The sequence below is a fragment of the Vreelandella arctica genome, from assembly GCF_037070215.1.
Classification (GTDB): Bacteria; Pseudomonadota; Gammaproteobacteria; order Pseudomonadales; family Halomonadaceae; genus Vreelandella; species Vreelandella arctica.
Genome location: NZ_JBANSN010000073.1, coordinates 1 through 3,923, shown reverse-complemented (window position 1 = coordinate 3,923; position 3,923 = coordinate 1). Strand labels below are relative to the sequence as shown.

General features: G+C 52.4%; 5 protein-coding genes. 4 read left to right on the top strand and 1 reads right to left on the bottom strand.

Going from position 1 to position 3,923, the window contains the following annotated elements; all coding sequences use genetic code 11:
- Positions 1–88: 88 nt before the first annotated feature.
- A complete protein-coding gene (locus V8L70_RS22595) occupies positions 89–631 on the bottom strand; it encodes a hypothetical protein (RefSeq protein WP_035561711.1) in 543 nt (180 codons plus the stop codon).
- A gap of 358 nt (positions 632–989) precedes the next feature.
- On the opposite strand from V8L70_RS22595, the gene V8L70_RS22590 reads away from it, so the two are divergent.
- The 4 genes from V8L70_RS22590 (at position 990) to V8L70_RS22575 (ending at position 3,767) form a co-directional block, all read left to right on the top strand.
- Complete coding sequence (locus tag V8L70_RS22590) at positions 990–1,361, top strand: copper resistance CopC family protein (protein ID WP_035561708.1); 372 nt, start codon at positions 990–992, stop codon at positions 1,359–1,361.
- Between the two features lie 51 nt (positions 1,362–1,412).
- Complete coding sequence (locus tag V8L70_RS22585; RefSeq protein WP_336270691.1) at positions 1,413–2,270, top strand: copper resistance D family protein; 858 nt, start codon at positions 1,413–1,415, stop codon at positions 2,268–2,270.
- A 283-nt stretch (positions 2,271–2,553) separates the two neighbouring features.
- Positions 2,554–3,087, top strand: coding sequence for a cupredoxin domain-containing protein (locus V8L70_RS22580; RefSeq protein WP_101146764.1), 534 nt, complete (start codon positions 2,554–2,556; stop codon positions 3,085–3,087).
- Between the two features lie 14 nt (positions 3,088–3,101).
- The gene (locus V8L70_RS22575) at positions 3,102–3,767 is read left to right on the top strand and encodes a response regulator transcription factor (protein ID WP_035561703.1); all 666 of its coding nucleotides are present in this window, start codon (positions 3,102–3,104) and stop codon (positions 3,765–3,767) included.
- Positions 3,768–3,923: the final 156 nt, after the last annotated feature.

The window sequence follows — 3,923 nt, the reverse complement described above, 5'->3', positions numbered from 1 at the left end:
AGCCTAGCCACCCCATTGACCCCATAAAAGCAAAACATTCCGCGTTCATCATGCCATCACTCCTAAAAAAAGAGGCAATCGCCAAGGCTTATTGCGGGCCATGGTGGCTGGGCATGCTTCCACTCATCTGTTCACGCTGCTCGTCGGTTAGTAAGTCCTGCATCTGGTTATGCATGCGCACGTTATCAGCCATCATATCGCCATGAAGGCTGGCCATTTGAGCATGCAGCGTCTTTACTTTCCATTGTTCAGGGCGTTCAGTCTGCATGATTTGCATCATGTCGTCGCGCAGGTTCATCAATTCGCCCATCCGCTCAAGCTGGGCCGCGCGGTGTTCTTGGCGCATCTCACGCATGGTACTCATCTGCTGCTCGTCGAGCATACCGCCCATGCTCCCCATGCCTCCCATCATTGGACAAGGCATCATCCCGCTTTGCCCTCCCATCATCATTCCTGGGTACATGTCTTCTTGACTGCCCATCATCATGCCCGAACCCATACCGACTTGGCCGTCCATCATATTGCCCTGACCTTGGGCGCCTTGGCTCATACCTTGAGCGAAAATGGCGCTGCTGGGGACACTGAGGCTTGCAGCCAGACCAATGGCAAAGATCATCTTGTGCTTAACCATGATATTTCCTCTTATCATGTTGCTGGTCGAGACATCGCCTTATCCATTAAAAATGGAAGAAGGCGGAGTTAGCTTTCGTTATAAACCTACAACCTATAGGTGGCCCAAAGGTAAAGGAGAAACCGATCCCAATACCTAAGTGTTGTCACAGATCATTTTTTCCGCCATTTTCAGCCCTGTTTCAGGTTGGCACGTTATAACACCGACTCATTTCCATGAAGAAAAGCACGACGCCATGCGCCTTGTTCGCCAAACAGGGCAGATGAACGATGTAAGAAGGCTCAGCCGAATCAGTTTTAGCGCCTCCGCGATGAAGTAACGGCATCCATTCAACCCTAAAAATATATAAGGATACGGTATGCAAAAGAAGACGAGTTCGCTCCCTATCATTCACGCTACCTTAGCAACGCTGTTGCTGTCGCTAGCAATCCCAGTGCTGGCCCATGAAGGGGGCGCAAGCACTTCACCTAAGGATGGCGTGACCATTCAGGATTCCCCAGCAGAGATTGGCATTGAGTTTGGTGGCATGATGCGTATCACCCAGTTTGAAGTGACAGGCCCGGACGGCTCTGTTCCTCTTGATGGTCAGCCAGGCAGTGAACAGGTCGAACGCTACTTCGTAAAACCAGGTGAAATTCTTTCGGCTGGGGACTACCAGGTACGCTGGCGCGGCCTATCGGATGACGGGCACATGATGACCGACGGTTTTAACTTCTCGGTCGAGCCCTGACCCATGGCCTGGTGGTTCTCCGTAAATAGCCTCGACGTCTGGACCGTCGCGATGATTCTCGTGGCGGCCGGGGTTTACCTCAGTGCCCTAGTCGCGACGGGAGCCGTGTTGTTTTGTCTAGCATTTCCCCAACTCCCTGAACATGACCGGAGGCACGTCGCCCGCATGGGTGTCCTTGCTGTCTGGGCCGGGATTATCCTGATTCTGTTCCAGTGGCCTTTAGAAGCTGGTTACCTTGGGGGCGGCAATATAGCGGCTGCAACCAACCCAATGCTACTCGGGATCGTGTTCGAGGGTGCGTCCGGGACCCGGCTGATACTGGTGGTAACTGGCTTGCTGTTGGTCCAGGCGATTCAGCTCAATAACTTAACACTCTCAAAAACAGCCAACAGCTTGAGCCTAGTAGGCGTTTTATTGGTGATGCTGGCATTCGTGCAGGTGGGGCATACAGTAAACACCCCACGCCTCGTTCTGGCTGTCTTGCTGATCGTTCACCTGATGGCGGCAGCATTCTGGGTAGCCTCGCTGTGGCCGCTGTTCCACTTAGTGGGGCAACATTACAACCACGGCAATACCGCCCGCATTCTGACCCGTTTCGGGCAACTCGCCATGGGCGGAGTTGGCGTGTTGGTACTGGCGGGCGTCACTTTGGCCACGCTGCTAACAGGCGGTCTCACACCCCTGCTCACCACGGCATATGGACAGTTCTTGATCGGCAAGGTATTGATTGTGGCGGCGCTACTGTTATTTGCTGCCGCGAACAAGTGGCGGCTTGTGCCGGCCTTTGAGAGCGGCGACGCAACAGCCCCAGGACGGTTACAGAGAAGTATTGCACTGGAGATGGTGCTGGTCGCGGTTATCTTGTTGATCACGGCAGTGCTGACAAGAGTGTCATCACCGAATGGGTGACTAACAGGTCAACCACCTTGTTGAGCCGTTCCAGAGCTCGAAATTAACGGTCTCCTTCTTATGGGCCTTACGCTGAGGTTTAGGCGGAGGCTGCCATAGGCAATTGCACCAACAAGACGAAAAGTCATTGCTGCAGCGTTGACTCTAATCAGGGGGGGCAGGATCCATCATCATGTTAGAAATGCTTTTGGGTAGCAGGCCATATTTTTACGTTAGGTTCAGGCTCGTTTCAGGTTAACGCCGTATAAAGAACAAGTGACAATAACCTCTGAGGTAAATGACCATGCGCAACATCTCCTTAACAACGTCTTTGTTTGCCCTTTCACTCAGTTTGATAACGAGTGCGGCATGGGCTTCGCCCGGCCAAGGCAGTGGTGACAATGGCCTAACCGAGGCTGACGTTGACCGCACGATCAGCCTTGAGGCTGGCGATATGTGGTTCGACCCTGAAGAGCTAGAACTGGCGGCTGGGGAGGTGGTTAAATTTGAAATCACCAACACCGGCAATTTAGAGCATGAATTTGTGATTGGTAGCAAAGAAGCCCAAGAAGAGCATCGAAAAATGATGCTAGACATGGCCAATGGCGGAGGCCATGACATGTCGAATATGGCACACGGTGAAGGCCACGATATGTCCAATATGTCAAACGGCGATGGTCACGATATGGCCAATATGAGTATGGCAGGTGTCACCATTGCGCCTGGTGAAACCGGGACTTTATTATGGAGTGTCCCTGACAATGTTAACGAGCTAGAGTATGCCTGTAACATTCCTGGTCATTATGAATCCGGCATGTACGGCAATTTTTCTCTCTAATCTGACGTATATCCATGAAACTGTTGCTACTTGAAGATGATGACTTGCTAGCGGAAAGCTTGGCAGAGAGTCTCAAAGACAACGGTTACCTGGTTGATTTGGCCGCTTCCTTGAAAGCGGCCAAGTCGCTGATGGCAACCGAGCATTATGAACTGGCGATCTTAGATGTCGGTTTGCCCGACGGCTCAGGGCTGGATCTGCTCGCCCAGTGGCGCAGGCAAAAACGCGACACGCCTATTTTGATCCTGACGGCCCGCGATACCTGGGAAGATAAAGTTGTCGGTCTTGAGACGGGGGCCGATGACTATCTTACCAAGCCCTTCCACGAAGCCGAACTGATGGCCCGGCTGAAGGCCTTGCTACGCAGGCAGTCTGGTCAGTTATCTCAAGTGATCACGCTTAACGGCATTTCGTTGGATGAAGCGGGTCAACGCGTGTGCTTAGAAGGTGAAACGTGGCGTTCGCTCACGGCGACCGAGTTTCGGTTACTACGCTACTTAATGCTGCATCCTGATCGCATTCACTCGAAAGAGCAGCTACTAGAGCAGCTCTATGCATTGGATCAGGATGCCGCCGCGCCTAACTTGGTCGAAGTCTATGTCGCTCGTCTGCGTCGTTATCTAGGCAAAACAATTATCCAAACTCGCCGCGGCCAGGGGTATTTCTTTGCTTCACATTGATCGGCGTAGTTTACGTATTCGACTACTCGCCTGGCTAGCCCGGATTTCTCATGAGGGGATAAAAGAAAGCGGCTGAAAGTGCTATAGTTTCAGGACCTTACACCGTTCACCAAGCACCAACAGCCGCTATCCAAAATGGTACCTGAAAAACTGACC